We start from the raw sequence: 24,799 nt of genomic DNA on the forward strand, positions 1-24,799 counted from the left end.
TAAATGCCTTTTGTTTAACGTTTTTCATTCCCGCCATTCCTCGACGTTATAAAGCGGAAAAGCCCGTGCCGGACAGACGATCTCCCCTCGCACCGTTCAAGAATAAAGTGTTTCTGACCATTTGGCTGGCCAGCATCACCTCCAACTTCGGCGGACTTATTCAGGATGTCGGTGCGGCGTGGATGATGACATCCATTTCCAAATCCGAGAGCATGGTGGCCTTGGTGCAGGCCTCCAACACGGCACCGATCATGCTGTTTTCGCTGGTGGCGGGGGCCATTGCCGATGGCTTTGATCGGCGAAAAGTGATGCTGACCGCGCAGATTTTTCTGCTCACGGTCTCGGCGCTCTTGTCCATTTTCACCTGGTTTGGACTTTTGACACCCTGGTCGCTGTTGGCGTTCACCTTTTTGATCGGCTGCGGCACAGCCCTCAACAGCCCGTCCTGGCAGGCGTCTGTGGGTGATATTGTCGGGCGCGATGATTTGCCCTCGGCGGTGTCGCTCAACAGCATGGGTTTTAACATGACCCGCAGCGTTGGCCCCGCCATTGGCGGCTTGATTGTGGCGCTGGCCGGCGCGGCAACGGCTTTCGCCGTCAACGCCGTCAGTTACCTCTCGATGATTTATGCGCTTGCCCGCTGGAAGCCGGTTTACCCCAAAACCACCCTGCCCCGCGAAAGCCTTGGCCATGCCATTGCCGCCGGATTGCGCTATGTGTCCATGTCGCCCAATCTGATGAAAGTGCTGTTTCGCGGCTTTCTGTTCGGGTTTGCGGCCACCGCCATTCTCTCGCTCTTGCCACTTGTGACCAAGGACAGCCTTGGCGGCGGACCTTTGACCTATGGCGGGCTGCTGGGAGCCTTCGGCCTTGGGGCCATTGCCGGTGCCATGTCCAACGCCCGCATTCGCGAAATCCTCAGCAGTGAGCAAATCGTGCGCTGTTCGTTTGCAGGCTTTGCCGTGGCGGCAGCAATCACAGGCATGAGCCAGACGTTCTGGCTGACCGCGCCTGCGCTGGTTGTGGCCGGTGCCTGCTGGGTATTGTCCTTGTCCCTGTTCAATACGGTTGTGCAGCTTTCCACCCCGCGCTGGGTTGTGGGGCGGGCACTGTCGCTTTACCAAACGGCCACCTTCGGCGGCATGGCGGGCGGATCGTGGCTCTGGGGCGTGCTTGCGGAAAATATGGGCGCAGGTCAGGCGCTTGTCGCCTCTGCTGTGGTAATGCTTGCCGGTGTCGGTATCGGCTTTCTGCTGCCCATGCCAGCTTTTGCCACGCTGGATCTTAACCCGCTCAACCGCTTTAACGAGCCACCGCTGAGGCTGGACATTCGTCCGCGCAGCGGCCCGATTGTCATTCAGATTGATTTTGAGATCGACGACAAGGATGTCACTGAATTCTTGAAGATCATGGTCGAGCGACGGCGCATTCGCCTGCGCGACGGCGCGCAAAACTGGGCGCTGATGCGCGATCTCGAGAACCCGGACATCTGGACCGAGACCTACCACACACCCACCTGGGTGGATTATGTGCGCCACAACCACCGCCGCACCAATGCTGATGCCTTGATTACCGACCGGCTAAGAGAGCTACACAAGGGCGAGAAGCCGCCCTTTGTGCATCGGATGATCGAGCGGCAGGCCATTCCACCCGCCGATGACGTGTTTCACAAGCCGCATATCGATCATCATTAACGCAGTTTTGCCTTCAGGCCCTCATCCGGGTAACAGGTTGGCGTCAAGCCAGCCTTTTGCTGCCATTGCCCCAAGGATCTGCGGGTTTTATAGCCAGCCAGACCATCAGCTTTGCCGACATCATAGCCTTTGGCCACCAGCGTCTTTTGCATGGTCAGAACATCTGAGCGCAGCATGTGGCCGACATTGCCCCATGGGGCAGAAAACGCTCCCGAGCCATAGGCAATGCGATCAGCCAGATTGCCAATGAACAGCGCATAGAGATCGGAATTGTTATATTCCTTGATAACGTAAAAATTCGGTGTCACGAGAAATTCTGGCCCGTGAGTGCCTGCTGGCACCAGCATCATGCCGGAAGCCTTCATCTCGCTTTCGGGAAAGGCTTTGCCAGACGCGCGCTGAATGCCGGTCGCGGCCCAGGCCGATATGGGTTTGGCCAGATCAGGCCCTTCCTGCGCACAGCTCACGCCCTTCGGAATTGTCACCTCAAAGCCCCAATCGCGGCCGCGCTGCCAGCCCTTTTGTGCCATGAAATTGGCCATCGAGGCAAGACTATCCGGCACCGAGGTCCAGATATTTCGATGGCCATCTCCATCGGCATCGACGGCATATTTCAAAAAGCTTGAGGGCATGAATTGCGGCTGGCCAAGCGCACCGGCGCTGGAGCCCAGCATGGCCCCTTCATCCACGTCTCGACTCTCAATTATATGCAAAGCGTCGATCAATTCGCGGGTGAACAAGTCCTTGCGCGTTGACATGAAGGCGCTGGTGGCCAGCACATCCACAGCCTCATAGGGCAGTTTGGCGCGGCCATAGCCCGTTTCACGGCCCCAAATCGCCAAAAGAATCGGCCCCGGCACACCATATTTGGCTTCAATTTTCTTCAAAGCGCCAGAATATTGCTCGGCCAAGGCCCGTCCACTGGCGGCCAGAGCCTGCATGCGGGATTCGTTGAAATATGGCCCCGGCGATGAAAATTCGGCCTGACTTTGCGGACGCTGTTTTGGTGGCGGAAACCCCGGTGGCATCAGATCGGGCAAGGACCAGTTGAGCTTGGCACGCGCCATGGTCTTGTCAAAAACCACTTTGGAAATACCAGCCTTCTGCGCTTGTGGCCACAAATCACGGCTGATCCAGCCTCGGAACTGGCTTTCCACCTGCGCTTTCGAGGGTTCCGCATGGGCAGGCACCACTGAAACAGCCATGGGCAAGGTGACGGAAAGGGCGACAAAAGCCGCGGCTAAAAATCGAGCCATATCTTTCTCCCGATAGAGGATCAAATCAGCGTGCGTCAAATGAGTGTTCTGGCGCGCAGCGCTGCCGACAATGTGCCTTCGTCCAGATAATCCAGCTCACCACCCACCGGCACGCCATGGGCCAGACGGGTGATTTTCACACCCAGATCGGCCAGATGATCGGTTATATAGTGGGCAGTGGTTTGCCCTTCCACGGTGGCATTCACCGCAATAATGATTTCGCGCACCCCACCTTTGGCCACGCGATCAATCAGGCCCTTGATGTTGAGATCATCCGGCCCAACACCATCCAGCGGCGACAGCGTGCCGCCCAAAACATGATAGGCCACATTCATGGCACCGGAGCGCTCCAGCGCCCACAGATCGGACACATCTTCCACCACAATGATCACCGATTGATCACGGCGGTCATCGGTGCAGACGGTGCAGGGGTCCATGGTATCGACATTGCCGCAGCACGAACAAATCTTGACCTTGGCATGGGCATCGCCCATGGCTTGGGCCAGCGGCCCCATCAATTGCTCACGCTTTTTGATCAGGTGCAGGGCAGCTCGTCTGGCCGAGCGCGGGCCAAGACCCGGCACTTTTGCCAAAAGCTGGATGAGTTTTTCAATTTCGGGACCAGTGACTCGCTTTGCCATGGCGCTTATCTATCTCATATCTCAGCCAAACGGAATCGCAGAAGATTGGATCATCCCATGAAAATCACCGCAGTCTGCCTTGGTCAGCCGGAAAAACTCGAAGGCAAAAGCTATAAGACCGGTATTTTCAAAACACCCGTCTCAGGCCCGGTAATGGTGGATGCCCACGGACTGGTGGGTGATTCGATTGTCAATCGCAAACACCACGGCGGGCCGGATCAGGCCGTTTATCTGGAAGGCTCCCTCACGCTTGACTGGTGGCAGGAGCAATTGGGCAAGGCCCTGGCACCCGGCACATTTGGCGAAAATCTGGTCATCGAGGGGCTGGACAATCAAGACCTTGCAGTGGGCGACCAGCTCAAAATCGGCACTGTGGTGCTGGAGGTGAGCGCACCTCGCATTCCCTGCGCCACCTTTTCAGCCCGCATGCAGGATGCAAGCTTTGTCAAACACTATACCAGAGCGGCCCGCCCGGGGGCTTACTGCCGGGTGCTGCAAGGCGGCCTTTTGGAAACCGGCACAGATGTGCTGTGGAGCGCCTCTGAAAAGGACCGCCTGCTGCTGCGTGAGATGATCGGCTTTTCCTTCAAAAGCCTGCCTGACGCGCAACAGGCGCGGTATCTGGCCGCCCCGATTTCTGAGCGCATCAGAGCGCAAGTTACAGCACGGACAGGAATTTCGTGACAATCACCGTCATGTGAGTACGCACCGATTGATAAAGTGCAAAGAAGGAACAAAATATTAAGAGTTACGTTATTGCTGCAGCATGATCTTGCCTGATTCGTCAGCTTAAGCTCATTTGCAAAATTTTACATATGAAGGAGTTTCCAATGTCATCGTTCGCAAAACTCTCTGCTGTCGCTCTTGCCGCCGCTGTCGCCATCCCGCTTGGCGCGACAGCCGCGAACGCGGCATCCGTACAGGTCGGCATGCTTCAATGCGAAATGAGCCCTGGCATCAGCGCCGTTATCGGCTCCAGCCGCGATCTGGATTGCATCTTCAAACCAACAAGCTCGGCCCCACCAGAGCATTATCAGGGCACACTGACAAAATTCGGTATTGACCTTGGCTATGTGCAGGGCGGCAAGCTGGCATGGGCCGTTTACGCGCCAAGCCGCCCGGTTGAAGGTGCCCTTCAAGGCAGCTACGGCGGCACCAGCGCCAATGCAGCCCTTGGCTTCGGCGGCGCAGTCAACGTGCTTGGCGGCGGCTTTGATGGCTCCGTTGCTCTTCAGCCGATTGCATTGGAAAGCACACTGGGCATCAACCTCGGTGCAACCATTGCGTCCATGAAGCTGGCCTATGTGCAGCCAGCAACACCGAAGTCACTGGATAACGGCCCAGCGCAGCCTTACCATCCAACACACCACCACAAGAAGCATCACAAAGGCTGATATTAAACCTTATGCATAACAAAAGCCGGGCTGGTGACAGCTCGGCTTTTTTTGTTGCGCGAAGACATTTTTCTTCGCATGGCGATGATCTGATCGTCATGCTGGATCGATAGAAGAGGATCGATCACAATCTTAAACTGTCGTGCGGAAAAGCTGATGCCCTACATTTCCATCACCGGATTACAGCTCAAAGCCAAACGCCACACGTTGCGCTTCTGGTGGCACGCCATTCGTTCAATGGCGCAGGCAAAAAAGGCAGAGGGCATGATTGCCGTCGATGCCCGCACCATCAACGGCATCCATCATACGCGAAGTATCTGGACCGATGAGGCCGCGATGCGCCGCTATCTTGTCGCAGGTGCCCATTTGCAAGCCATGAAAGTCTTTGGAGCCATCGCCACTGGCAAAACGATGGGCTTTGAGAGCGATACGGTGCCTGATTGGGATGAGGTAAGGGTATTGTGGGAGACGAAGGCAACGACAGTTGGCACGAGGTGAAATTATGCTGCAGATTAAAAGTTGTGCAGCATCCTTTGTGCAGCATCCTTTGTGCGCCATATTTGGCGAACAGCACTGTAAGTGGTCAGTCGTCATTATCTATAATCATAAAAAAATCAGGAAAACCATCTCTGGCTTTCCTGATTTGGCATCTCAACAAAAAGCGCTCAAACAACTTAAAACGGCATCTTAAACCCCGGAGGAATCGGCAAGCCAGCCGTCATTTCCTTGGTCTTTTCAGCCGCAATGGCTTCGGCCTTGTCTTTGGCGTCCTTGTGGGCGGCGACGATCAGGTCTTCGAGGATTTCGACGTCGTCTTCCTTGAACAGCGATGGGTCGATTTTCACGCCCTTCAGCTCGCCCTTGCCGGTCATGGTGACAGTCACGAGGCCGCCGCCGGATTTGCCTTCGACTTCCAATGCAGCAATTTCTTCCTGCATCTTTTCCATCTTGGCCTGCATTTCCTTGACCTTGCCCATCATGCCCATGATGTCGCGCATTACCGTCTCCTAAACTGTATAATCGTTAAAATTCAATATCATCACCGGGCAAAATATCACCCTCGGATGATTCGGCAGCCGCTGGTGGCGGCAGGGTTTCATCTTCTTCCACAGCTGCCCGAATGCGCACGTCGGTGATTTTGGCCCCGGGAAAACGCGACAGGATCGCGACAATATCGGGATCAGCCGCCGCATCGGTAAAATTGGCCTGCCGTTCGCTGGCTTCCTGCTCGACCAGCGTTTTGCTGCCTTCTTCGCGGCTGAGAATAACCATCCAGCGAATGCCGGTCCATTCTTCCAGCCGGGTTTGCAGATCGCCAACCAGAGTCTTGGGCGCATCCGGCGGTAGATTGATCTCCAGCCGTCCGTTTTCCAGCTTCACCAGCCGCACATAGGCACGGGTGAGTGTGCGCAGCTTCAAATCGCGGTTTTTGGCGCAGAGCTCAACAATATCATTGATGGAGCGCACCGGAACTTTTGGTTCTGGCACGTCAGCCTGCACCTCAGGCTTGGGAGCCATTTCCGGTGAACGCGCAACGCTGGGAACGACCTGCAAATGCGATGTTGGTTGCGGCTGACCCATCGCCCGTGGAGCGGGATCGCTGGATGCACGTGCCACGGCCTGAGTGTTGTAGCTGGCCGATGCACCTCCATTGCCGCCGCCCCTTGGGCTGCTGCCTTGCGGGGCGCTGCCGCCATCCTGCGCCATTTCCAAAAGCCGTCTGGCCGCATCTTCCGGCGAGGGCAAATGGGCGGCATGGGCCAGCCTGATCAGCACCATTTCAGCGGCACCGGCTTGGCGCGAGGCATTTTCCACCTCGGGAATGCCCTTTAAAAGCATTTGCCACATGCGCGACAGCGTGGTCACGGCAACACTCTCAGCATATTCCGATCCACGCACCCGCTCGACCTCGCTGAGCGAGGGATCGCTTGCGCCATTGGGCACATATTTCAGGCGTGTCACCAGATGGGTGAAATCGGCAAGGTCATTTAGCACAACAGTCGGGTTGGCACCGGCCTCATACTGGCTGTTGAACTCGGACAAAGCTGCCGCCACATCACCCAACACGATATGGCCAAACAGATCCACCACGCGAGCGCGGTCGGCCAAGCCCAGCATGGAGCGCACGGCATTGGCCTCAACCCGGCCTGCACCATGGGCAATGGCCTGATCCAGCAAGGATAGGCCATCGCGGGCTGAGCCTTCGGCAGCACGCGCCACCATGGACAGCGCCTCATCCTCGGCTTCAATGCCTTCTTTCGAGAGAATGGCGGTAAACAGGCCAACCAGATCACCGGCGCTGATGCGACGCAGGTCAAACCGCTGACAGCGCGACAGCACCGTGATCGGCACTTTACGGATTTCAGTGGTGGCAAAGATGAATTTGACGTGTTCCGGCGGCTCTTCCAGCGTCTTCAACAGACCGTTGAAGGCAGCGGTGGAGAGCATATGCACTTCGTCGATGATATAGACTTTGTAGCGGGCCGAGACCGGGCGATAGCGCACCTGCTCGATGATCTCGCGGATGTCGTCAATGCCGGTGTGCGAGGCGGCGTCCATCTCGATCACATCGACATGGCGGCCTTCCATGATCGCCTGACAATGCTCACCGGGGATTTTCAAATCAATGGTGGGCCGGTCTATCTCATCGGTTTTGTAATTGAGAGCACGGGCCAGAATGCGTGCCGTTGTGGTCTTGCCCACCCCGCGCACGCCCGTCAGCATATAGGCCTGGGCGATGCGGCCGGTCTCGAACGCATTGGTCAGCGTGCGCACCATCGGCTCCTGGCCGACCATGAGGTCTGAGAAATCCTTGGGGCGGTATTTGCGCGCCAGAACCCGGTAACCGCCGGGTGTATCACTGGTTTTTGCTGTCGGCTCCAAATCGCTCATCGCGCTGCCAGCTTTCCCGCTTGCCCGGCTTTGGGCATAGGGCGGCCATGCTAAAATGCCGGCCGCAAAAATTGAAGGTGGGAGGCTGGAACAGTGACCCGCGCCGAGCTCGTTAGGGCTGCTTCCTTCCGGACCTGACCCGGTTGGCGAGTGGATCGTCCACCACCAACCTCCCGAGGCGACATATCGGCAATTCTTACGGCAATTGCAAGCCAAACCCAAAAAAAACTGTTAGAGCTTTCAAAAAACAATCGGGTGGAGACCAGAAACTTGAACCCATTTTTGCTGGATGAACGGCTGGCGCGTGATAGCCAGTCCATTTTAGAGCTGTCACTGTGCGATGTGCGGCTCTCAAAAGACAGCCGCTGGCCCTGGCTTATTCTGGTGCCCAGACGCGCCAATGTGAGCGAAGTGTTTGATCTGTCTTTGGAAGATCAGCAATTGCTGTGGGCTGAGCAGGTGATGGTGGCGCAAGCGCTTCAATCCGTCACCCAAGCCACCAAGATCAACATCGCGGCTATTGGCAATGTGGTGCGTCAGCTCCATGTTCATGTTGTTGCCCGCTTTGAGGGTGATGCCAATTGGCCAGCACCGATTTGGGGTTTTGGCACGGCAGAGCCTTATGCGATTGCGGATTTTGATGCGATGAAAACAAAAATTCTGGGTGTTATTGCATGACCAAATCATCTCTCTTTGACACGCTCGCTCCCCACCCGGAAGCCAGCGCCCTCACCGCCTTTTCCGGCAATGCCATCAACCGCGATGCCGAGCACCGCAATGAAGACAGCCTCAGCAACGCCTTGAAAACCGAAGGGGCGCATTGCCTGCCGTTTAGCGGCAACCGGCTGGTGTTCAAGCATGAAGGCCAAGTGTTGGACCCGCTGTTTGCCGCTTATGAATTGGCAGGCCTTGATCCCGATTTCGACAATGCAGTGCTGCTGGGCCACAAACCAAATGGCGAGCCGCGCATTGCCGTGCCGGTGCTGCTGAGTGATGAGCAGTTGATTGAGGGTTACAAGGCACTGACAGCGCGAGAACTGTTTCGCGATGCCGCTGTTGATCCGGAGCTGGTCGGCGAAGCCGCCCAAGGCTTCAGCCTGCTGCACTGGAATGGTGAAAACCGCTTTTGCGGCACCTGTGGCGTCAGGATGGAAGCCCGCATTGGCGGCTATAAGCGTGAATGTCCGGGCTGTGGCCGTATCAGCTTTCCGCGCACCGATCCGGTGGCAATCATGATGACCATTGACGAGACCAATGACCGCTGCCTTTTGGGGCGCGGCACGCATTTTCCAGAGGGCATGTATTCCTGCCTCGCGGGCTTTATTGAACCGGCAGAAACCATTGAAAATGCCGTGCGCCGCGAAACTTTTGAGGAATCCGGCATCAGCATTGGCCGGGTGCGCTATCACGCCTCCCAGCCATGGCCGATGCCCCATCAGTTGATGATTGGCTGCTACGCCGAGGCGCTAAACCTTGACATCACCCGTGATGAGGATGAGCTCGCCGATTGCCGCTGGTTTAGCCGCACAGAGGTGCAGGCCATGATCAACCTTGAGACAGAAGAGATCAAGGCTCCTGCACCCGGCACCATCGCCCATCGGCTGATGAGCGATTGGCTGGATTGGGGCAACAAAACGTAAGCAACTGCAACCTGTTTACGCGGCCAGCGTGTGCCGCTATGCTGTCCTTCGTATAGGCAGATCGTCTGATGGGAGGAACCCCGGACGATTCTGCTTCTTTGAGGGAGGATAGAGATTTGATTATTGATAATATTGATTTGACGTGAAAACGAAGCCGCCGACCAGTTAAAACACGGCCATCGTTATCTGTGCCTTCGCACAGGCTTGCAAAATCAAATTTAGCAGGAATACATCCATGAAATTATTCAGCTTGGCGTCTTGCGCCATTCTCACGGCATCTTTTGCCTTTGCACAGAGCCAGCCGCCGATTGTGGCCCGCACTGCTGCAGTGCTCAAGATCGATGGACTGACGTTCAAGGATCTCAATCACAATGGTCGCCTTGATCCCTATGAGGATTGGCGCAAACCCGCGTCGACGCGTGCCGATGATCTCGTCAAGCAGATGACATTGATCGAAAAGGCCGGTTTGATGATGCATGGCACGGCACCTGCTTTGTCATCGTCGCCGGAGGGAAATCAAGGACGCGGCAGCGGATATGATCTCGAGCGGATGAAGCCCTTGATCAACAATCCCAAGGTGGCAACCTATATTACCCGGCTATCGTTGCCGCCGGAAGTGTTGGCGGAAGAAAACAACAAGCTGCAAGAGATTGCCGAGGCAACACGGCTTGGCATTCCGCTGACCATCAGCACCGATCCGCGCAACCATTTTCAATATGTTCTTGGCGCATCGGCCCAGAGCGGTGGCTTTTCCAAATGGCCGGAAAGTCTCGGCTTTGGCGCTTTAGATGATGCCAAGCTGATGCGTCGCTTTGGCGATGTTGCCCGGCAGGAATATCTGGCGGTTGGCATTCAGCAGGCGCTCTCGCCACAAATCGATCTGGCCAGCGAGCCGCGTTGGCCGCGTTCAACCGGCACGTTCGGCGAAGATCCGCAGATTTCCAAGCGTATGGCTGAGGCCTATGTGGCCGGATTTCAAAACGGCACCAAGGGGCTGAAGCCCGGCAGCGTCAGCGCGGTTGCCAAACATTGGGTAGGCTATGGCGCAACGCCCAACGGATTTGACGGCCATAATTCCTATGGCAAACATGTGGTTTTCAAGGGCAAGGATTTTCAAAAGCACATCATCCCGTTTGAGGGAGCCTTTGATGCCAAGGTTGCCGGGATCATGCCAACCTATTCGATTGTGGATGGCGTGAAACTGAACGGCAAGCCGCTGGAGCCGGTAGCCGCTGGCTATAGCAAGCAATTGCTGACCGATCTTTTGCGCAAGCGCTACAAATTTGATGGCGTGGTGGTGAGCGACTGGTTGATTACCAATGACTGCAAGAATGAATGCGTCGATGGTGAAAAGCCCGGTGACAAACCCATCATTCGCCCCGAGACCTTCGGCATGCCCTGGGGCGTGGAAGATTTGAGCCGGGTGGAGCGCTTCGCCAAAGCGGTGAATGCGGGTATTGATCAGTTTGGCGGCGTCTCCAATTCCGATCTGCTGGTGAAGGCGGTTGAGGAAAAGAAGATCAGCGAAGAGCGGATCAACCAATCGGCCCGCCGTTTGCTGATTCAAAAATTCCAGCAAGGTCTGTTTGAAAATCCCTATGCTGATCCGCAAAAGGCCAAGGCTGTTGTTGGCAATGCAGAGTTTGTACGGGAAGGTGAAGCCGCTCAGGCGCGCGCCATGGTTCTCTTGCAAAATGAGGGCAAAATCCTGCCCGTAAAACCGGGCAGAAAAATTTACCTTCTCAATGTCGATGCAGCGATTGCGCAAAAGCGCGGCTATCAGATCGTGGCAAAGCCAGAAGAAGCCGATTTTGCGCTTGTGCGCCTGATGGCCCCCTTTGAGCGCCTGCACCCCAACTACTTCTTCGGCGCACGCCACGAAGAGGGCGACCTTTCGTTCAAGCCCGGCAATGCCGATTTTGATACGCTGACGGCCATTGCCGCCAAGACCCCGACCATTGCCACTATCTTTCTGTCGCGTCCGGCCATTCTGACCAATGTGAAGGATAAGACCAAAGCGTTGATTGGCAATTTTGGGGCAGATGACGAGGCTTTGTTCAATGTGATTGAAGGCAAGCAAAAGGCCAAGGGCAAGTTGCCGTTTGAACTCCCCTCCTCCATGCAAGCCGTGGAAACGCAATCGCCCAGCACACCGCATGATTCGAAAAATCCGCTCTACAAGATCGGCTACTCTTTGAAATATTGAGAATGACAATGGCGGCGGCCAACGCCGCCATTCATCATCAAAGCGAGCTTAAAACTTACCGCGCATGGCGTGGGCTTTATAAACGCCGAGAATATTGACCTTCTCGGAGAAGAACCGCAGCTCTTCCAGCGCCCGCTTCACCGGCGCATCATCGGGATGGCCTTCAATATCGGCATAAAACTGGGTGGCAATGAATTTGCCGCCGATCTGGTAGCTCTCCAGCTTGGTCATGTTGACGCCATTGGTGGCAAAGCCGCCCATGGCCTTGTAGAGTGCTGCCGGGATATTGCGGACATTGAACACAAAGGTGGTGATGAAAGCCTCGTCATCGCTTTTGCGTTTCAACGCCACGGCATCGCGCGACAAGACCACAAAGCGGGTGACGTTGTTTTCCGAATCCTCGACATTTTCGGCAATAATATCCAAACCATACAGCGGGGCGGCCAAGCGCGGCGCAAGGGCCGCCATCGAGCGATCGCCTTTTTCCGCCACCAGCTTGGCTGCACCGGCGGTGTCGCCCGCCACCACAGCCTTCCAGCCATTGTTGCGAATGATCTTGCGGCACTGGCCAAGCGCGTGGATATGGCTGTGCACGGTGCGGATCTCGTCGCGCGTGACACCGGGCAGCACCATCAACTGGAAACGGATCGGCATGAAATATTCGCCAATGATATGCAGACCTGACAAAGGCAGCAGATGGTGAATATCGGCCACGCGGCCAGCCAGCGTGTTTTCAATCGGAATCATCGCCAGATCAACATCGCCGTTTTCCAATGCCACAAAGGCATCTTCAAATGTCGGACATGGCAAGGGTTCCATGGATGGAAACATATCGCGGCAGGCCATATCCGAATTGGCACCGAAATCACCTTGGAACGAGATTTTGTTGGTGAGCGTAACCACGAGCATTATCCTTGTTGTGCGCTGAGAATGGCGCGGGCTTTTTCCAGATCGGCAGGCGTATCAACACCCAGCGGCACGGTTTTGACAATCTCGACATCAATCCGCATGCCCGCTTCCAGCGCCCGCAATTGCTCCAGCGCTTCGCGTTTTTCCAAGGTGGACGGAGCCAGCGAGACGAAACGCTCCAGCGAGGCGCGGCGATAGGTATAGAGCCCGATGTGGTGGTAGAGCGGGCCGTTGCCATAGGGAGCGGTGACACGGGTGAAATAAAGCGCCCGCAAGCGCGTTTCACTCAGCGGAGAACCAATGACCTTGACCACGCTGGGCTTGGTCTTGTCCTCTTCATCCTCGATCTCAACCGTCAGCGTGGCGATGTCGACGGCGGGATCAGCAAGGGGGCGCAAAGCGGCGCGAATCGTATCGGCATCAATGGTGGGCAAATCACCCTGCACATTGACGATAACCTCGATTTCCCCTTTCGGGTCCACCTTTGTCAGTGCTTCATAAATGCGGTCGGAGCCGGATTGATGATGATCGCCGGTCATCACCACTTCAAAACCAGCAGCCTTGACCGCATCAAACACCTGCTGATCATCCACGGCCACCACCACGCGGCCAACATTGGCTTCCGTGGCGCGTTTGGCCACCTGAACAATCATGGGCAGGCCAGCAATATCAGCCAGCGGCTTGCCCGGAAGGCGGGTGGAGGCCATGCGGGCCGGGATTAGAACCAGCGTTTTTGCGACATGCGGATCAGCCATGGAGGACTAGCCTTTGAACAAGTGATATAAGTGGCAAAAGGTCTCAGGGTCGGGGTGCACAATCAGGTTGCAACTGTCAAGTAAAAGTCTTAGCCTTTTCCATCATGGAGGCTCGTCCGGTTTTCAGTGAGCCGGACCGCATGGGGAGCAGTCAAGAATGAGTTCATACGTTAATATGGGGGCAGGAGCGCTGCTGGGTACGGTTTTCGTGCTGATGTCAGTGTCAATCGCGTCTGAGGGCATATTTCATTCTCCGGCACCGGAGAAAGAAGGCTATATGATTACTGCTGCAGAAGCGGCACCAAGTGGTGGAGCTGCAGAAGCACCAGCCGCAGACAAGCCAATTGCGGAATTGCTGGCGTCTGCTGATCCCAAAGCGGGGGCAACAATCTTTAAGAAATGTGCCGCCTGTCATAACGACACCAAGGATGGAGCCAACAAAGTGGGTCCAAATCTTTGGGGTGTTGTGGATCGACCCATCGCCAGCCATGAAGGCTTTGCTTATTCCGCAGGCATGAAGGATTTTTCCAAAGGCAGCACAGAGCATTGGACCTTTGAAAACCTCAACCACTTCCTGAAGGCACCGAAGAAGCTTGTGGCTGGGACGGCCATGGGGTTTGCAGGACTGCCAAAGGAAGAAGACCGCGCCAACCTTATCGTCTATTTGCACAATCAGGCTGACAGCCCGGTGCCACTGCCCGGGAAATAATGGTTAGCACGCAAACGCGACGTCTGCGTCGTATCGGACGTACAAAGGCTCGCGCCCGCCAATTGATCGGTTTTGGTGATATTGCAAACTCTCTGCAGTGCTGTTGAAACAAGGCACTGCAGAGCAATTTTATGCGCATTTTTCGATAAAAATTGCCGAAATAAAGCAGCCAAGGTAATATCATGGCACAAAATCCTTATGCAAATTTGCCGGAAAAGCGCATATGGCGAAATGCCGTTCAATATGGCAATTCTGAGAAAATAGCCGATTTGCATAAGCCAAAGTGGAGCATATCGCGCGACGATGTGTTCGTCACCATGGGCAGTTGCTTTGCTCAGCATATCGGAAAATGGTTACGAGCAGAAAACTTCAACGCGCCGCTTTTTGATACAGATAGAAACATCAAATCGAGGCACTTTTCAGCCAATTACGGAAACATTTACACCGTCAGGCAAGCCTTGCAACTTGTGCAGGAAGCAATGGGCGAGCGCAGTTGCTCAGAGCCCTATTGGGAGACTGAAGGTGGCTACATTGACCCTTTGCGGCCAAACATTTTTGTAGAGCCCGTTGAAACGCCTGAGCAGATATCCATCCTGCGTCAAAATCACCTACAATGCGTAAGAGATGCGCTGCTTTCAGCAGATGTTTTTATTTTTACACTCGGCCTGACCGAAGCCTGGCTCATCCGCGAATGTGGCACTGTTTTGCCCGTCGCTCCGGGCGTTTTAGGCGGCTCCTACGATCCTGAGCGCTATAGTTTCAAGAACTTCAATTATATGGACGTCATGGCAGACCTGGAAGCGCTCATATCGGCGATTTCCACCCTGCGCGGTGGACGAGATCTGAGAGTTTTGCTCACGCTCACGCCTGGGCATCTCACTGCAACAGCAGAAGATCGGCATATTTTGCAATCCGCCGCCTATTCCAAAGCCGTTTTGCGCGCGGCAGCCGGAGACTTTGTTCAACGAAATGCGCTTTTTGATTATTTTCCGTCCTATGAAATCATCATCAATCCGAAATCGCAGCTGAAATACTTCAACGACAATCTGAGGACGGTTCGTCCAGATGCCATTCCGATCGTGATGCGTCATTTTGAAGAGGCATACTTCAAGCCATTCTCTGATCAGGCCGAGGCTGTGCATCAACCTGTCACGTCTATGACGCAGCTGGAGGAAATGGACGATGTTGATTGTGAAGAAGCACTTCTTGACAGTTTTTCGCCTATGCCGGCGACAATTGCCAAGCTTTGCAACAGCAACTCACAAAACCCGTTCCTGTTCTTTGGCAACAGCCACCTTGGCTTTTTCAAAAATGCACTTTCACGCAGCTCAATTTTCGATCGTTCGAGTTTTGCCGCCGCAAATTTTTTAACAAACGATCCATTTGTCGATTTGGATAAACACAAGTTCAGAGTGTTCGAGTTTACAGACGACAGCCCATTTGCAAATCTGGTCGCCGACAATGCCCAATACCTGTGTATTCTTGGGTTCGGGCTTTTCGGTGACGGAATTCTGCGCACAATCGGCCCCTTAAGCCGAGGATTTGAGGGATGTGATGGCAAAGAAATCTCGCCGCACCTGCCGATAACGCACACGATACCGCGATCCACGCGGCAAGCATTTGCAAAAGAAATCAACGATCGCCTTGGCTTGGTAAAGCCCATTGTCGAAGGGGAGTATTTTAAGACGGTCGTTTGGGTTGTCTCTCCCGATCTTCCCGAGCGCACGGCGCGTTTCAGACTAGGTGACGACTTCGTTGATAGCGGTGCCTATCATGCCTATAAAACTGCTTACCGCGAGGTATTTGACGAGATTGTGAAAGACATCCACGATATTGAATTTGTATTTCATGACGACGACACGCTCTACAGCAAAAGCGGCTTTGTGAAGGACGATTTTTCGAGGCCCAATCTTTGGGATATCCATCCTGACCATGATTTTTACCGTCATGCGGTGTCAATCGTAGAGCAAAAATTTACGCCCTTTTGATCTCACCTGTCTTCGATCATTGTTATGATCTAAAGCGGCATCTGGATGGTTCCAGATGCCGCTTTTGTATGGCATCGTAACATTCTAAATCTTTAGCACAATTTACCTTAACCGGTTCCGATATCGGCAATTATGCTGTTGATTTACTTTTTCTGCCAGCTCTTCACCAACTCATCGTAATTGACGGTGACTGGCTTTTCTTTTTCATTGGCAATCTTCAACTGCGGCGCAAGGTGGCCGTTTTTCACAGCATCAGCGTTCCAATAGTTGATGTCATGCTCCTCGGCCAGTTTCGGGCCAATATCGCCCTGCACCTTGGCGCGTTCCAGACGCTGCATGACCTTTTCCTGCTCGCCGCACAGCGAATCCATAGCCTGCTGTGGGGTTTTTGCACCCGATGCGGCATCGCCAATCGCCTGCCACCACAGCTGTGCCAGCTTTGGATAATCCGGCACGTTGGTGCCGGTTGGCGACCATTGCACGCGGGCTGGTGAGCGATAGAACTCGATCAAACCACCCAGCTTGGGCGCGCGCTCGGTGAAGCTCTTGTCCTGAATGGTCGATTCGCGCGTAAACGTCAGACCGACATGGCTCTTTTTGACGTCCACGGTTTTCGAGGTGACGAACTGCGAATAGAGCCATGCTGCCTTGGCGCGATCCACCGGAGTGGATTTCATCAAGGTCCAGGAGCCAACGTCCTGATAACCAAGCTTCATGCCCTCTTTCCAGTAGACACCATGTGGGCTTGGAGCCATGCGCCATTTGGGCGTGCCATCCGCATTCACAACGGGCAGGCCGTCTTTCACCATATCGGCGGTAAAGGCGGTGTACCAGAAGATCTGCTGCGCCACATTGCCCTGGCTCGGCACAGGGCCGGATTCAGAGAAGGTCATGCCTTGCGCTTCTGGCGGGGCATAGTCCTTCAGCCATTTCAGATATTTTTCAATGGAATAGACCGCAGCCGGTCCATTGGTGTCACCCCCGCGGGCAACGCAGGAGCCAACAGGACGGGAGTCCTTGTCAACCTTGATGCCCCACTCATCCACGGGCAGACCGTTTGGCAGGCCCTTGTCGCCATTGCCAGCCATGGAGAGCCAGGCATCGGTAAAGCGCCAGCCGAGTGATGGGTCTTTTTTGCCATAATCCATATGGCCAAAGACCTTTTTGCCATCGACATCGCGGCCGGTGAAGAATTCGGCGATATCCTCATAGGCCGACCAATTCACAGGAACACCAAGTTCATAACCATATTTGGCTTTAAAATCGGCCTTGTTCTTGGCATCATTGAACCAGTCATAACGGAACCAGTAAAGGTTGGCGAATTGCTGGTCGGGCAGCTGGTAGAGCTTGCCATCCGGCGCTGTGGTGAAGGATGTGCCGATAAAGTCCTTGATATCAAGGCCGGGGTTGGTCACATCCTTGCCTTCGCCTGCCATCCAATCGGTCAGGTTGCGGGCCTGCTTGTAGCGCCAATGGGTGCCGATCAGATCCGAGTCGTTGACATAGGCGTCATAGATATTCTCTTTCGACTGCATTTGCGTTTGCAGTTTTTCGATCACATCGCCTTCGCCAATAAGATCATGGGTGATTTTAATGCCGGTGATGGCGGTAAAAGCCGGTGCCAACACCTTGGATTCATATTCATGGGTGGTGAGGGTTTCCGATACCACCTTGATTTCCATGCCTTTGAAAGGCTTGGCGGCATCAATGAACCATTGCATTTCCTTTTCCTGATCGGCGCGTGTCAGCGTCGAGAGTGGCCCGATTTCCTTATCAAGAAACTGTTTGGCCTCATCCATACCGGCATGGGCTGCCCCCGCCATTGCCAGCAGCAGGACTGCCGTTGTTGTCAGAAATTGCTTTCGCATTATGTCCTCCCAGAGTTTGCGATTGCATAGAAAAGATCAGCCTGTCGCTGGTTAAACGAACCGGAACACTCCGATTGCATAAACGACAGACAGAGCCAGAGCCCACCACAGGCTAGGGCCTCCAAAGCCCAGCCAGGCAAGATGAATAAAGGCAGAGCCGAGCAGCGACAAAAACAGGCGGTCGCCCCGCGTCGTCTCAAACCGTAAAAGCCCCACGCGCGGATTGCCCCCCGGTGCGAAATATTCCCACACGGCCATGGCCGCCAAAAGTGCGAAAATCGTGATGAAAAACAATGCCGTTGGGCCAGTCCAGGCCATCCAGGACAGGGTCATGTGCATAAGCCCTCCCGTTACACACGGCCCAGGGCAAAGCCCTTGGCAATGTAGTTGCGAACAAAATAGATCACCAAGGCACCCGGAATGATGGTCAGCACACCGGCGGCGGCCAAAACACCCCAATCCATGCCTGAGGCCGAGACCGTGCGGGTCATGGTGGCGGCAATGGGTTTGGCATCCGTGGTGGTCAGTGTGCGGGCAATCAACAGTTCCACCCATGAGAACATGAAGCAGAAGAAGGCCGCGACCCCGATGCCGCTGGCAATCAAGGGCACAAAGATTTTCACGAAGAAGCGTGGGAATGAATAGCCGTCGATATAAGCGGTTTCATCGATCTCTTTGGGGATGCCCGACATAAAGCCTTCAAGAATCCACACCGCAAGCGGCACATTGAACAGGCAATGGGCGATGGCAACGGCAATATGGGTGTCGATCAGGCCAAAAGCCGAATAGAGCTGAAAGAATGGCAGGGCAAACACGGCAGGCGGTGCCATGCGGTTGGTCAGCAGCCAGAAAAACAGATGCTTGTCGCCCAAAAACCGGTAACGCGAGAAGGCATAGGCTGCAGGCAGTGCCGCCAGCACCGAGATGACCGTGTTCATCACCACATAGGTGATGGAGTTGATATAGCCATTATACCAGGCCGGATCGGTGAAAATCACCGCGTAATTGGCAAGTGTCGGATTTTTAGGCCAGAGCGAAAAGGCACCGAGGATCTCGGAATTTTCCTTAAAACTCATATTGACCAGCCAATAAATCGGCAAAAGCAGAAACACGATATAGAGTGTGACAATCAGCACTGATCGAAGAGAGCGGGTCTGGTTCATGGTCATTCTCCCTTCGGTGCGGATGTTGCGGCGGCATCGCCAATGGTCATGACGGTGTAGAACACCCAGGACAGAGCCAGGATAATCAGGAAGTAAATCAGCGACATCGCCGCCGCAGGCCCCAGATCGAACTGGCCCACCGCCATCTTGACCAGGTCAATGGAGAGAAAGGTGGTGGAATTACCCGGCCCGCCGCCTGTGACCACAAAAGGCTCGGTATAGATCATGAAACTGTCCATAAAGCGCAGCAGAACGGCAATCAGCAACACGCGCTTCATTTTTGGCAATTGGATGTAGCGAAACACCGACAGGCGAGACGCGCCATCAATGCGGGCTGCCTGATAATAGGCATCGGGGATCGACACCAGACCGGCATAGCACAGCAACACCACAAGGCTGGTCCAATGCCAGACATCCATGACAATCACGGTGATCCAGGCATCGCGTGCACTTTGCACGTAGTTATAGTTGATGCCCATTGCCTCTAATGTGTGGCCCAACAGACCAATATCGCCGCGGCCAAACACCTGCCAGATCGTGCCCACCACATTCCACGGAATCAAAAGCGGCAGGGCCATCAGCACCAAACACACCGGCACACCCAGCCCGGTCTTGGGCATGTTGAGCGCAATCAAAATGCCCAGCGGCACTTCAATGGCCAAAATCACCAGCGAGAACACCAGATTGCGCCAAAGCGCATCCCAAAAGCGCTCGGAATGCAGCGTTTGGGTGAACCAATCGGTGCCAGCCCAGAAGAATTCATTGTTTCCGAACGTGTCCTGCACCGAATAATTCACCACGGTCATCAGCGGGATAACGGCTGAAAACGCCACCAGAAGCAGCACAGGCAGGACCAGAAACCAGGCTTTGTTGTTAAATGGTCTATCCATGGCCTCAGCCCCCCATGCCCGTTGGCGCAAAATCAACCCGCCAGGAATTTGCGTAGATGTTGATGCCCTTGGGATCGAACTGCAGTTTTGGCTCCGAAGGAATTTCCATATCCTCGTCCATCACCACAGCAATCGGCTGACCGGCAAAATTGGCCCGGACAATTTTTTGCCGACCAATATCTTCCACCTTGGTGATTTGCGTGGGCGTGCCCTCGCGGCCAAGCGTAATGAATTCCGGGCGGATGCCCAGTTCTGTTCTTGCTTCACCGGGAATAATCGGGCGTCCCGGTAGGGCCACGCGCTCACCCCCCACAATGGCAATTGCGCCATCAATGCCCGCCGCCAAAACATTCATGCCTGGTGATCCGATAAAATAACCGACAAACGTGTGTTTTGGCGTGTCAAACAGCTCGGCGGGCGTGCCGATCTGCACGATCTCGCCGTCATACATCACCACCACCTTATCGGCGAAGGTCAGCGCTTCGGTCTGGTCATGGGTGACATAGACCATGGTGAAGCCAAATTGCCGATGCAATTGCTTGAGCTGGGTGCGCAGCTCCCATTTCATATGGGGATCAATCACCGTCAGCGGCTCGTCAAACAAGATGGCGTTCACATCCGAGCGCACCAGCCCGCGGCCGAGCGAGATTTTCTGTTTCTGGTCTGCCGTCAGGCCTTGGGCTTTTCGTCTGGCCCAGCTTTCCAGATCAATCATTTTCAGAATATCGCGGACGCGCTTATCGATCTCCGCTTCCGGCACACGGCGGTTTCTGAGCGGAAAGGCCAGATTATCGTAAACACTCATGGTGTCGTAAACGACTGGAAACTGAAACACCTGGGCGATATTGCGCGCCTCGGTAGAGAGGTTGGTGACATCCTTGCCATCGAACAGGATGCGCCCATCGGAGGCCTGCAACAGGCCTGACATAATATTCAAAAGCGTGGTCTTGCCGCAGCCGGAAGGCCCCAGCAGCGCATAGGCACCGCCATCATCAAAGTCGTGATGCACTTCCTTCAGCGCATAAAGCGGATTGGCCTGCCCTTTGGGGCCGTAGGCGTGGCGGATATGGTCGAGCGAAATACGTGCCATGATTATGCCCCCAAACGTTCGCGAGAGTTGGCAATTGCGCGGCCTTCACGATCAAAAGCCATCAAATGGCGATGATCGAGAAAGACCTGCACATCCTTACCCGGCTCAATATCGTGAATGCCATGGGCCAGCATCACCCAGCGCTCACCGGCATAATCGAGATGAATATAGCTTTCCGAGCCGGAGATTTCCGAAATCATCGACCGGGCAACCAACGCATCGGCATTTTCACCCTTGGGTTTGAAAGACAGGTGATGCGGATGAAAGCCAAGCGTGATGGGTGCCTGCGGCACCTGTTGCAAATGAGGAGGCACAGCAATCACCGGCTGATCACCAATCATGAAATGCCCGCCTTGTCGCACGGCTTTCACCGTGTTCAACGGCGGATCGGCAAAGGTTCTGGCGGTCTTGAGATCGGCAGGCTTGCGGTAGACATCAATGGTCGGGCCATATTGGGTGATGCGCCCTTGTGATAACGTTGCAGTATATCCGCCCAAAAGCAGCGCTTCTGATGGCTCGGTGGTGGCGTAGACGAAAATTGCCCCAAGTTCTGCAAAGATTTTCGGCAGTTCCTCGCGCAATTCTTCCCGCAGCTTGTAATCCAGATTGGCCAGCGGCTCATCCAGCAGCACCAGACTTGCCTGTTTTACAATGGCGCGGGCCAGCGCCGTGCGCTGTTGCTGACCGCCAGAGAGGTTCAAAGGTGTACGATCCAGATAAGGCGTCAGCTTCAAAAGATCAGCCGCTTTTTTGACCTCACGGTCAATAGTGGCATTATCGACTTTGCGCACGCGCATGGGCGAGGCAATGTTTTCATAGACCGTCAGGGCCGGATAATTGATAAATTGCTGATAGACCATGGCAACCGAGCGGTCCTGCACCCGCACGCCCGTCACATCCTTTCCATCAAACAGCAATTTGCCAGATGCGGGCTTATCCAGCCCGGCCATCAGCCGCATCAAGGATGTTTTGCCAGACAGCGTTGGTCCCAGCAGAACATTCAGCGTGCCGCGCTGTAATGTCAGGTTGGTGGGGTGGATGTGAACATCCCCCGCAACCACTTTGGACAGGTTTTGCAATTCCAGCATTGTACGTCAGGCCTCCCAACCCGGCGACACTTACAGCCTCATGCATCATGTCATGATGCGCGAGACTGTATCGCTTTATGGTGCTGCATCATTTCACCTGAACCCGAATCAGATTCAGCAATGATGCAGCATGTCACTCTATGCGCCGTCCCCCGTGCGCCGGAAGGCAAACCTGCAAGCAGATGCCCTTCCTTCAACATACACGTCAGGCGGCGCGTGCTCCCTCAATATAGTCTTCCAGTCCCTTCGCCTCCTCGCGGCTCAGGAACAGGCCTTGCTTTGTGCGACGCCACAGAATGTCTTCTGCGGTTGTCGCCCATTCACGCGCAATCAGCCAGTCTACTTCCGTCTGATAGAGCGTGCCGCCAAAATGCCGCCCAAGCCCATCAAAGCTTTTCGCGCCATTCAGCAATGTATGCGCCAAAGTGCCGTAACAGCGGATCAAACGCTTTGCGCAGCGATCATCCAAAAACGGAAAGGCTGTTTTCAATTTTGCCACTTCGGCGTCATAGCCTGTTGCCGGAAAGTCTCCACCGGGCAAACGGCTTGTGGCAGTCCATGGCTTACCCTTGACACCAATGGCTTCGCCGATTTTTTCCAAGGCATGTTCGCCAAGGCGGCGATAGGTGGTCAATTTGCCGCCAAACACGTTCAGCAGCGGTGCCGAACCGTCTTGCGCTTCCAGCTTCAACACGTAATCACGCGTCGCTTCCTGCGCCTTGGATGCGCCATCATCAAACAATGGGCGCACAGCAGAATAAGACCAGACAATATCCTCTGGCTTCACAGGCTCTGCGAAATATTCGCTGGCCGCGTTGCAAAGATACGAAATCTCGCCCTCAGAAATTTTCACATCCTTCGGGTCACCCTTGTAATCCTGATCAGTGGTGCCAATCAGCGTGAAATCCGTCTCATAGGGAATGGCAAAAATGATGCGGTTGTCTGGGTTTTGAAAGAAGTAGGCGCGCGGATCGTCAAACTTCTTTTTCACAATAATATGGCTGCCCTGCACAAGGCGCACATTATGGGCATTGTTCTTGCCAACCGCATTGGACAGCACATTGTCCACCCACGGACCCGCGGCATTGACCAGCATCCGCGCCTGATAGGTGGTGCGGCTGCGGGTTGCGCGGTCTTCAACTTCGATATTCCAGAGGCCACCATCACGGCGGGCACCAATCACACGGGTGCGGCTCAGGATTTTTGCGCCGCGATCAGCAGCATCACGGGCATTGAGCACCACAAAGCGCGCATCATCCACCCAGCCATCGGAATATTCGAAGGCGCGGGTAAACAGGGGTTTCAGCGGCTTGCCGGCCTTGTCTTTGCGCATATCCAGCGTTTTGGTGGCAGGCAAAAGTTTGCGACCACCCAAGTGATCGTAAAGAAACAGGCCAAGGCGGATCATCCAGGCAGGGCGAATGCCGCCCTTATGGAAGGGCAAAACAAAGCGCATCGGCCAAATGATGTGCGGAGACATGGCCCAGAGCGTTTCGCGCTCCATCAGCGCTTCGCGCACCAAACGAAATTCGTAATGCTCCAGATAGCGCAGACCGCCGTGGATCAGCTTGGTCGCGCCGGAGGACGTGCCCGATGCGAAATCGTTCATTTCCGCAAGCGCAACCTTGTAGCCACGCCCCACGGCGTCGCGGGCAATGCCGCAGCCATTGATGCCGCCACCGATTACGAAAATATCGAATACAGAATTGTCGGACACGCTTTCCTCTCCCTTCGCAATGCAGCAAATTATTGCAGTTGCGAACCTATATAAGAGTAAAACGAAATCAAAGCGAATGTCAAACGAAAGTTCACAGGAAAGTGAAAAGCCGAGACGCGCCGCTCACACAAATGTTTCGATCAAGCGAACATCATGCTCACGACAGGTCTGCGAGATCGCTGCAATATGGCATTTATCGGTGATAAACGTGTGAACCTGGCTCAAATGACCAATGCGCACAGGTGCTGTGCGCTCAAATTTGGAGGAATCTGCCACCAAAATCACATGGCGGGCATTGGCGATGATGGCTTGTGCCACTTTCACCTCGCGATAATCATAGTCCAGCAGTGCCCCATCATGGTCGATGGCAGAAACGCCAATCACCGCATAATCGACCTTGAACTGGCGAATGAAATCGACGGCCGCTTCCCCGACAATACCGCCATCTGCACCCCGCACCACGCCACCGGCAATCACCACCTCAATGGCTGGAAAAACCCGCAAGCGATTGGCAACATTGATATTATTGGTAATGACCATCAGGTCTTTATGGTCCAGAAGTGCCTCGCCAACGGCTTCTGTGGTGGTGCCGATATTGATAAACAAGGATGCATTGTTGGGAATAAGCTCAGCCGCAGCCCGGCCAATGGCCTGCTTTTCCGGTGCGGCGATTGAGCGCCGCGCCTCGTAATGGACATTCTCGGCACCGCTTGGAAAAATCGCACCGCCATGCACACGGGTCAATTGCCGCGCCTCGCAGAGATCATTGAGATCCTTGCGAATGGTTTGCGGCGTCACCGTAAAACGCAGCGCCAGATCCTCGACTTGCACTCGGCCCTCGGCCTTGGCAATGTCCAAAATCTCCGACTGCCGGGCCGACAGAAGCATGGCACCCTCCC

General features: G+C 54.9%; 23 protein-coding genes and 1 other RNA gene. 9 read left to right on the plus strand and 15 right to left on the minus strand.

Going from position 1 to position 24,799, the window contains the following annotated elements:
• Positions 1–65: 65 nt before the first annotated feature.
• A complete protein-coding gene (locus tag BJF95_RS09885; protein ID WP_083638765.1) occupies positions 66–1,694 on the plus strand; it encodes an MFS transporter in 1,629 nt (542 codons plus the stop codon).
• Here BJF95_RS09885 and BJF95_RS09890 read toward each other — a convergent pair.
• Both BJF95_RS09890 and recR read right to left on the minus strand, forming a co-directional pair.
• Entirely contained in the window at positions 1,691–2,899 is a 1,209-nt protein-coding gene (locus tag BJF95_RS09890; protein WP_425348688.1) for a lytic murein transglycosylase, read from the minus strand. The two genes, BJF95_RS09885 and BJF95_RS09890, sit on opposite strands and share 4 nt — an antisense overlap.
• An 86-nt stretch (positions 2,900–2,985) precedes the next feature.
• The gene (gene recR / locus BJF95_RS09895; protein ID WP_075639267.1) at positions 2,986–3,591 is read right to left on the minus strand and encodes a recombination mediator RecR; all 606 of its coding nucleotides are present in this window, start codon (positions 3,589–3,591) and stop codon (positions 2,986–2,988) included.
• A gap of 57 nt (positions 3,592–3,648) precedes the next feature.
• On the opposite strand from recR, the gene BJF95_RS09900 reads away from it, so the two are divergent.
• From BJF95_RS09900 to BJF95_RS09910, 3 genes are all read left to right on the plus strand, one after another.
• Entirely contained in the window at positions 3,649–4,275 is a 627-nt protein-coding gene (locus tag BJF95_RS09900; protein WP_075639268.1) for an MOSC domain-containing protein, read from the plus strand.
• 146 nt (positions 4,276–4,421) lie between these two features.
• Positions 4,422–4,985: a DUF992 domain-containing protein gene (locus BJF95_RS09905; RefSeq protein ID WP_075639380.1), complete on the plus strand. Its 564-nt coding sequence runs from the start codon at positions 4,422–4,424 to the stop codon at positions 4,983–4,985.
• A 156-nt stretch (positions 4,986–5,141) separates the two neighbouring features.
• Positions 5,142–5,483: a hypothetical protein gene (locus BJF95_RS09910; protein ID WP_075639269.1), complete on the plus strand. Its 342-nt coding sequence runs from the start codon at positions 5,142–5,144 to the stop codon at positions 5,481–5,483.
• Positions 5,484–5,659: 176 nt separating this feature from the next.
• Here the strand turns inward: BJF95_RS09910 and BJF95_RS09915 are convergent, their stop codons facing one another.
• The 3 genes from BJF95_RS09915 to ffs all read right to left on the minus strand — a co-directional run bounded on the left by BJF95_RS09915 (position 5,660) and on the right by ffs (position 8,051).
• The gene (locus tag BJF95_RS09915; protein ID WP_075639270.1) at positions 5,660–5,983 is read right to left on the minus strand and encodes a YbaB/EbfC family nucleoid-associated protein; all 324 of its coding nucleotides are present in this window, start codon (positions 5,981–5,983) and stop codon (positions 5,660–5,662) included.
• Between the two features lie 25 nt (positions 5,984–6,008).
• Positions 6,009–7,877: a DNA polymerase III subunit gamma/tau gene (locus tag BJF95_RS09920; RefSeq protein ID WP_075639381.1), complete on the minus strand. Its 1,869-nt coding sequence runs from the start codon at positions 7,875–7,877 to the stop codon at positions 6,009–6,011.
• A 77-nt stretch (positions 7,878–7,954) separates the two neighbouring features.
• An RNA gene (gene ffs / locus BJF95_RS09925) (signal recognition particle sRNA small type) lies at positions 7,955–8,051 on the minus strand.
• Positions 8,052–8,147: 96 nt separating this feature from the next.
• On the opposite strand from ffs, the gene BJF95_RS09930 reads away from it, so the two are divergent.
• The 3 genes from BJF95_RS09930 (at position 8,148) to BJF95_RS09940 (ending at position 11,723) form a co-directional block, all read left to right on the plus strand.
• Positions 8,148–8,555 carry an HIT domain-containing protein gene (locus BJF95_RS09930; protein ID WP_139317451.1) on the plus strand — a complete coding sequence of 136 codons (408 nt, stop codon included), beginning with the start codon at positions 8,148–8,150 and terminating at the stop codon, positions 8,553–8,555.
• Positions 8,552–9,517, plus strand: a complete 966-nt coding sequence (nudC, locus tag BJF95_RS09935) for an NAD(+) diphosphatase (RefSeq protein WP_075639271.1) — start codon at positions 8,552–8,554, stop codon at positions 9,515–9,517. Before BJF95_RS09930 ends, nudC begins: the two co-directional genes overlap by 4 nt.
• 235 nt (positions 9,518–9,752) lie before the next feature.
• Positions 9,753–11,723 (plus strand): glycoside hydrolase family 3 protein, encoded by a 1,971-nt coding sequence (locus BJF95_RS09940; RefSeq protein WP_075639272.1) that lies wholly within the window; start codon positions 9,753–9,755, stop codon positions 11,721–11,723.
• Between the two features lie 48 nt (positions 11,724–11,771).
• On the opposite strand, the gene BJF95_RS09945 is transcribed toward BJF95_RS09940, so the two are convergent.
• Entirely contained in the window at positions 11,772–12,632 is an 861-nt protein-coding gene (locus BJF95_RS09945) for a prephenate dehydratase (protein WP_075639273.1), read from the minus strand.
• Positions 12,632–13,387: a 3-deoxy-manno-octulosonate cytidylyltransferase gene (locus BJF95_RS09950; protein WP_075639274.1), complete on the minus strand. Its 756-nt coding sequence runs from the start codon at positions 13,385–13,387 to the stop codon at positions 12,632–12,634. Before BJF95_RS09950 ends, BJF95_RS09945 begins: the two co-directional genes overlap by 1 nt.
• Positions 13,388–13,544: 157 nt before the next feature.
• Here BJF95_RS09950 and BJF95_RS09955 point away from each other — a divergent pair, with 157 nt between their 5' ends.
• A complete protein-coding gene (locus BJF95_RS09955) occupies positions 13,545–14,096 on the plus strand; it encodes a c-type cytochrome (protein ID WP_075639275.1) in 552 nt (183 codons plus the stop codon).
• Between the two features lie 182 nt (positions 14,097–14,278).
• Positions 14,279–16,084 carry a GSCFA domain-containing protein gene (locus BJF95_RS09960; RefSeq protein WP_075639276.1) on the plus strand — a complete coding sequence of 602 codons (1,806 nt, stop codon included), beginning with the start codon at positions 14,279–14,281 and terminating at the stop codon, positions 16,082–16,084.
• A 143-nt stretch (positions 16,085–16,227) separates the two neighbouring features.
• On the opposite strand, the gene BJF95_RS09965 is transcribed toward BJF95_RS09960, so the two are convergent.
• The 8 genes from BJF95_RS09965 to BJF95_RS10000 all read right to left on the minus strand — a co-directional run bounded on the left by BJF95_RS09965 (position 16,228) and on the right by BJF95_RS10000 (position 24,788).
• Positions 16,228–17,952: an ABC transporter substrate-binding protein gene (locus BJF95_RS09965; protein ID WP_075639277.1), complete on the minus strand. Its 1,725-nt coding sequence runs from the start codon at positions 17,950–17,952 to the stop codon at positions 16,228–16,230.
• Between the two features lie 51 nt (positions 17,953–18,003).
• Positions 18,004–18,285, minus strand: coding sequence for a DUF2160 domain-containing protein (locus BJF95_RS09970; protein ID WP_075639383.1), 282 nt, complete (start codon positions 18,283–18,285; stop codon positions 18,004–18,006).
• Between the two features lie 17 nt (positions 18,286–18,302).
• The gene (locus BJF95_RS09975; protein WP_139317453.1) at positions 18,303–19,121 is read right to left on the minus strand and encodes a carbohydrate ABC transporter permease; all 819 of its coding nucleotides are present in this window, start codon (positions 19,119–19,121) and stop codon (positions 18,303–18,305) included.
• Entirely contained in the window at positions 19,118–20,005 is an 888-nt protein-coding gene (locus tag BJF95_RS09980; RefSeq protein WP_075639279.1) for a carbohydrate ABC transporter permease, read from the minus strand. Before BJF95_RS09980 ends, BJF95_RS09975 begins: the two co-directional genes overlap by 4 nt.
• Before the next feature lie 4 nt (positions 20,006–20,009).
• A complete protein-coding gene (locus BJF95_RS09985; RefSeq protein ID WP_075639280.1) occupies positions 20,010–21,095 on the minus strand; it encodes an ABC transporter ATP-binding protein in 1,086 nt (361 codons plus the stop codon).
• A 2-nt stretch (positions 21,096–21,097) separates the two neighbouring features.
• Entirely contained in the window at positions 21,098–22,183 is a 1,086-nt protein-coding gene (locus BJF95_RS09990; protein ID WP_075639281.1) for an ABC transporter ATP-binding protein, read from the minus strand.
• A 205-nt stretch (positions 22,184–22,388) separates the two neighbouring features.
• Positions 22,389–23,900, minus strand: coding sequence for a glycerol-3-phosphate dehydrogenase (locus BJF95_RS09995; RefSeq protein ID WP_075639282.1), 1,512 nt, complete (start codon positions 23,898–23,900; stop codon positions 22,389–22,391).
• 123 nt (positions 23,901–24,023) lie between these two features.
• Positions 24,024–24,788, minus strand: a complete 765-nt coding sequence (locus BJF95_RS10000; RefSeq protein WP_075639283.1) for a DeoR/GlpR family DNA-binding transcription regulator — start codon at positions 24,786–24,788, stop codon at positions 24,024–24,026.
• Positions 24,789–24,799 lie beyond the last annotated feature (11 nt).

The organism is Rhizobium oryziradicis, from assembly GCF_001939045.1.
In the GTDB taxonomy this organism is placed as follows: Bacteria; Pseudomonadota; Alphaproteobacteria; order Rhizobiales; family Rhizobiaceae; genus Allorhizobium; species Allorhizobium oryziradicis.